This is a genomic window from Pseudomonas sp. AGC41 (genome assembly GCF_057334555.1).
Genome location: NZ_JBHFJB010000157.1, coordinates 28,919 through 33,752, shown reverse-complemented (window position 1 = coordinate 33,752; position 4,834 = coordinate 28,919). Strand labels below are relative to the sequence as shown.

Below are 4,834 nucleotides of genomic sequence, written 5' to 3'. Positions count from 1 at the left end.
CTCCCACAGGGTGCTTGTGTTGGCATATCCATTTGCGACACACCCCAACACTGCTTTTGCCCCTGCTTGCAGCTCGCCGCTTGAAACTCACCGCCGCACTTATCCAATCCCGCCATCCTTGTAGGGCAATCCCTACCCCGACGCTTCCATATGGCTGAGGCGATTCTCTCCTGCGGCCCGATTTGCGTGGGTCTCGGGCTCCACTAGGCTTGACTCACAAGCAGTCATCAATACAAAAGGTGCGGGTATGAGCCAGGTGGATTCAAGCGCGGGGGCCAGTGATGTGCTGGTCAGCTTTCGTGGTGTGCAGAAGAGCTACGACGGCGAGAACCTGATCGTCAAGGACCTCAACCTGGACATTCGCAAAGGCGAATTCCTGACCCTGCTCGGGCCTTCCGGCTCCGGCAAGACCACCAGCCTGATGATGCTCGCAGGCTTCGAGACCCCGACCGCCGGCGAGATCCAGCTCGCCGGGCGCTCCATCAACAACGTGCCGCCGCACAAGCGCGATATCGGCATGGTGTTCCAGAACTATGCCCTGTTCCCGCACATGACCGTCGCCGAAAACCTGGCATTCCCGCTGACCGTCCGTGGCCTGAACAAAAGCGACGTGGGCGATCGGGTCAAGCGTGTCTTGAGCATGGTCCAACTGGACACCTTCGCCCAACGTTATCCGGCGCAGTTGTCCGGCGGCCAGCAACAGCGCGTGGCTCTGGCCCGGGCGCTGGTATTCGAGCCGCAACTGGTGCTGATGGACGAGCCTCTCGGCGCACTGGACAAGCAACTGCGCGAACACATGCAGATGGAAATCAAACACCTGCACCAGCGCCTGGGCGTGACCGTGGTCTACGTGACGCACGACCAGGGCGAAGCCCTGACCATGTCCGACCGCGTGGCGGTGTTCCACCAGGGCGAGATCCAGCAGATCGCCCCGCCGCGCACACTCTATGAAGAGCCGAAGAACACTTTCGTCGCCAACTTCATCGGCGAGAACAACCGCCTCAACGGCCGCCTGCACAGTCACACCGGTGACCGTTGCGTGGTGGAGCTGGGACGGGGCGAAAAGGTCGAGGCCCTGGCGGTCAATGTCGGCAAGCCCGGCGAACCCGTGACCTTGTCGATCCGCCCGGAGCGGGTGAGCCTCAACGGCGCCAGCGAACAATGTATCAACCGCTTCTCAGGGAGGGTGGCGGAATTCATCTATCTGGGCGACCACGTCCGGGTTCGCCTCGAAGTCTGCGGCAAGAACGACTTCTTCGTGAAACAACCGATTGCCGAGCTCGACCCCGGGCTTGCTGTCGGGGACGTGGTTCCGCTTGGCTGGCAGGTCGAGCACGTACGCGCGCTCGATCCGCTTCTAGAGGCGAATTGATCGCCCCCAGCTGTACCAACACCAACCCTGCACGTGGAGAGAACAATAAATGTTGAGATCCCTGAAGTTCACAGCCCTGACACTGGGCATGATGGGTGCGGCAAGCGCGATGGCGGCGGGCCCGGACCTGACCGTGGTGTCTTTCGGCGGGGCGAACAAGGCGGCTCAGGTCAAAGCCTTCTACGCACCGTGGGAAGCGGCCGGCAACGGCAAGATCGTGGCTGGCGAATACAACGGCGAAATGGCCAAGGTCAAGGCCATGGTCGACACCAAGAGCGTCTCGTGGGACCTGGTGGAAGTCGAGTCGCCGGAATTGTCCCGTGGCTGCGACGAAGATATGTTCGAGCAACTCGATCCGGCCCTGTTCGGCAAGGCCGAAGATTACGTCAAGGGCGCCATCCAGCCTTGCGGCGTGGGCTTCTTCGTGTGGTCAACCGTGCTGGCCTACAACGCCGACAAACTGAAGACCGCGCCGACCAGTTGGGCGGATTTCTGGGACACCAAGCAATTCCCGGGCAAGCGCGGCCTGCGCAAAGGCGCCAAGTACACCCTGGAATTCGCCCTGATGGCCGACGGCGTGGCGCCGAAAGACGTCTACAAGGTGCTGGCCGGCAAGGATGGCCAGGATCGCGCCTTCAAGAAGCTCGACGAGCTCAAGCCGAACATCCAGTGGTGGGAAGCCGGTGCCCAGCCACCGCAATATCTCGCTTCCGGTGACGTGGTCATGAGCTCGGCCTACAACGGCCGGATCGCCGCGGTACAGAAAGAGAGCAACCTGAAAGTGGTGTGGAACGGCGGCATCTACGACTTCGACGCCTGGGCCATCCCGCGTGGCCTGGACAAGACCCGCGCCGAAGCTGCAAAAAAATTCATCGCCTTCTCGGTGGCGCCGCAGCAGCAGAAGACCTACTCGGAAAACATCGCCTACGGTCCGGCGAATACCCAGGCCGTGCCATTGCTGGCCAAGGACGTGCTGAAAGACATGCCGACCACCCCGGAAAACATCGCCAACCAGGTGCAGATCGACGTCAGCTTCTGGGCTGACAACGGCGAGCAACTGGAGCAGCGCTTCAACTCCTGGGCGGCGAAGTAACCCACGTCATCCTGTGAGGCGAGGCTTTTGTGGCGAGGGAGCTTGCTCCCGCTTGAGTGCGCAGCACTCACAAGATAGGCATTGCCGACAAATTTTGGGGCCGCTTCGCCCGAGGCGTCGGACCGGCCCAGCGGGAGCAAGCTCCCTCGCCACGACCACGCGTACCACAGGTTGCGGTTTCAAAAGAACAGAGGCGGCTCGCCGCCCCTGTAACGATCAAAGAGATTTGCGGAGTTCGCCATGGCCATCGCCGTTCCACTGAACGCGGGCACCAGCCCCACCCTCAAGCAGCGGCTCAAGCGCGCCGAGCGGCTCAACCGCTGGAAGGCCCAGGCCCTGATCGCGCCGCTGGTGCTGTTTTTGCTGCTGGTGTTTTTGGTGCCGATCGTCGCGCTGCTGTTCAAAAGCGTCAGCAACCCGGAAGTGGTAGGCGCCATGCCACGCACGGTCGCTGCCGTTGCCGCATGGGACGGACGCGGTTTGCCCGGCGAGCCGGTGTACAAGGCTGCCAGTGAAGACTTGGCCGAAGCCCGCAAGAATCAGACCCTGGGCGATTTGTCCAAGCGCCTGAACATGGAACTGGCCGGCTACCGCAGCCTGCTGACCAAGACTGCTCGCGCGCTGCCGTTCGCCACCGAGCCGGCCTCTTATAAAGAAGCACTGGAAAGCCTCGACGAACGCTGGGGTGATCCCGCGTACTGGCAGGTGATCCGGCGCAACACCAGCAATGTCACGCCTTACTACCTGCTGGCGGCGGTCGATCACCGCATCGACGATCTCGGTGAGCTGGCCCCGGCCACCCCCGACCAGGCGATCTACCTGGATATTTTCACCCGGACTTTCTGGATGGGCCTGGTGATTACCGCCATCTGTCTGGTGCTCGCCTATCCGCTGGCCTATCTGCTGGCGAACCTGCCGTCACGCCAGAGCAACCTGTTGATGATCCTCGTGCTGTTGCCGTTCTGGACCTCGATCCTGGTGCGGGTGGCGGCGTGGATTGTGCTGCTGCAGTCGGGCGGATTGATCAACAGCGCGCTGATGGCCATGGGCGTCATCGATAAACCGCTGGAGCTGGTGTTCAACCGCACCGGCGTCTACATCTCCATGGTCCACATCCTGTTGCCGTTCATGATCCTGCCGATCTACAGCGTGATGAAGGGCATCTCGCCCACTTACATGCGCGCGGCGATCTCCCTGGGCTGTCACCCGTTCGCCAGTTTCTGGCGGGTGTATTTCCCGCAGACCTACGCCGGCGTAGGTGCGGGCTGCCTGTTGGTGTTCATCCTCGCCATCGGCTACTACATCACCCCGGCACTGCTGGGCAGCCCGAACGACCAGATGGTCAGCTACTTTGTCGCGTTCTACACCAACACCAGTATCAACTGGGGCATGGCCACGGCGCTCGGCGGATTGCTGTTGCTGGCGACCATCGTGCTTTATCTGATTTACAGCTGGCTGGTAGGCGCCAGTCGCCTGCGCCTGAGCTAAGGGGAGATCGAAATGCTGAGTCCTTACATGTCCCCCGTCGAACGGGTGTGGTTCTACAGCTTGCGCATACTCTGCGGGCTGATCCTGTTGTTCCTGATCCTGCCGGTGCTGGTGATCATTCCGTTGTCGTTCAACTCGGGCAGTTTCCTGGTCTATCCGCTGCAGGGTTTTTCGCTGCAGTGGTACCACGATTTCTTCGCTTCGGCCGAATGGATGCGGGCGCTGAAGAACAGCATCATCGTGGCCCCGGCGGCAACGCTGTTGGCGATGATCTTCGGTACGCTGGCGGCGATCGGCCTGACCCGTGGCGACTTTCCGGGCAAGGCGCTGGTGATGGCCCTGGTGATTTCGCCCATGGTGGTGCCGGTGGTGATCATCGGTGTCGCGAGCTACCTGTTTTTCGCGCCATTGGGGATGGGCAACAGCTTCTTCTCGCTGATCATCGTCCACGCGGTGCTCGGCGTGCCGTTCGTCATCATCACCGTCTCGGCGACCTTGCAAGGGTTCAACCACAACCTGGTTCGCGCTGCTGCCAGCCTCGGGGCTTCGCCATTGACCACGTTCCGTCGCGTGACCTTGCCGTTGATCGCGCCGGGCGTCATCTCCGGCGCATTGTTCGCCTTCGCGACTTCGTTTGATGAAGTGGTGGTGACCCTGTTCCTGGCCGGCCCGGAGCAAGCGACCCTGCCACGGCAGATGTTCAGCGGTATCCGCGAGAACCTCAGCCCGACCATCGCCGCTGCGGCCACGTTGTTGATCGCCTTCTCGGTGATCCTGCTGCTGACGCTGGAATGGCTGCGTGGGCGTAGCGAGAAGCTGCGTACAACCCAAGTCTGACGCACGCTTTAGAACTTGTGTGGGGGGGGGGGGGGGGGGGGGGG

4 protein-coding genes are annotated in these 4,834 nt (G+C 61.9%); all 4 read left to right on the top strand.

From position 1 onward, the window contains the following. Positions 1–247: 247 nt before the first annotated feature. The 4 genes from ACE04F_RS27225 to ACE04F_RS27210 all read left to right on the top strand — a co-directional run bounded on the left by ACE04F_RS27225 (position 248) and on the right by ACE04F_RS27210 (position 4,790). Positions 248–1,372 (top strand): ABC transporter ATP-binding protein, encoded by a 1,125-nt coding sequence (locus ACE04F_RS27225; protein ID WP_305498413.1) that lies wholly within the window; start codon positions 248–250, stop codon positions 1,370–1,372. A gap of 49 nt (positions 1,373–1,421) precedes the next feature. Beyond that, complete coding sequence (locus ACE04F_RS27220) at positions 1,422–2,465, top strand: ABC transporter substrate-binding protein (protein WP_003206153.1); 1,044 nt, start codon at positions 1,422–1,424, stop codon at positions 2,463–2,465. Between the two features lie 240 nt (positions 2,466–2,705). Then, a complete protein-coding gene (locus tag ACE04F_RS27215) occupies positions 2,706–3,953 on the top strand; it encodes an ABC transporter permease (protein ID WP_305498414.1) in 1,248 nt (415 codons plus the stop codon). Positions 3,954–3,965: 12 nt separating this feature from the next. After that, entirely contained in the window at positions 3,966–4,790 is an 825-nt protein-coding gene (locus ACE04F_RS27210) for an ABC transporter permease (protein WP_486110642.1), read from the top strand. The last annotated feature ends 44 nt before the right edge of the window (positions 4,791–4,834 follow it).

Bases quoted from the DNA above. Each gene is read 5' to 3' on its own strand.
- ACE04F_RS27225 (WP_305498413.1), top strand. From the start codon at position 248: ATGAGCCAGGTGGATTCAAGCGCGGGGGCCAGTGATGTGCTGGTCAGC.
- ACE04F_RS27220 (WP_003206153.1), top strand. From the start codon at position 1,422: ATGTTGAGATCCCTGAAGTTCACAGCCCTGACACTGGGCATGATGGGT.
- ACE04F_RS27215 (WP_305498414.1), top strand. From the start codon at position 2,706: ATGGCCATCGCCGTTCCACTGAACGCGGGCACCAGCCCCACCCTCAAG.
- ACE04F_RS27210 (WP_486110642.1), top strand. From the start codon at position 3,966: ATGCTGAGTCCTTACATGTCCCCCGTCGAACGGGTGTGGTTCTACAGC.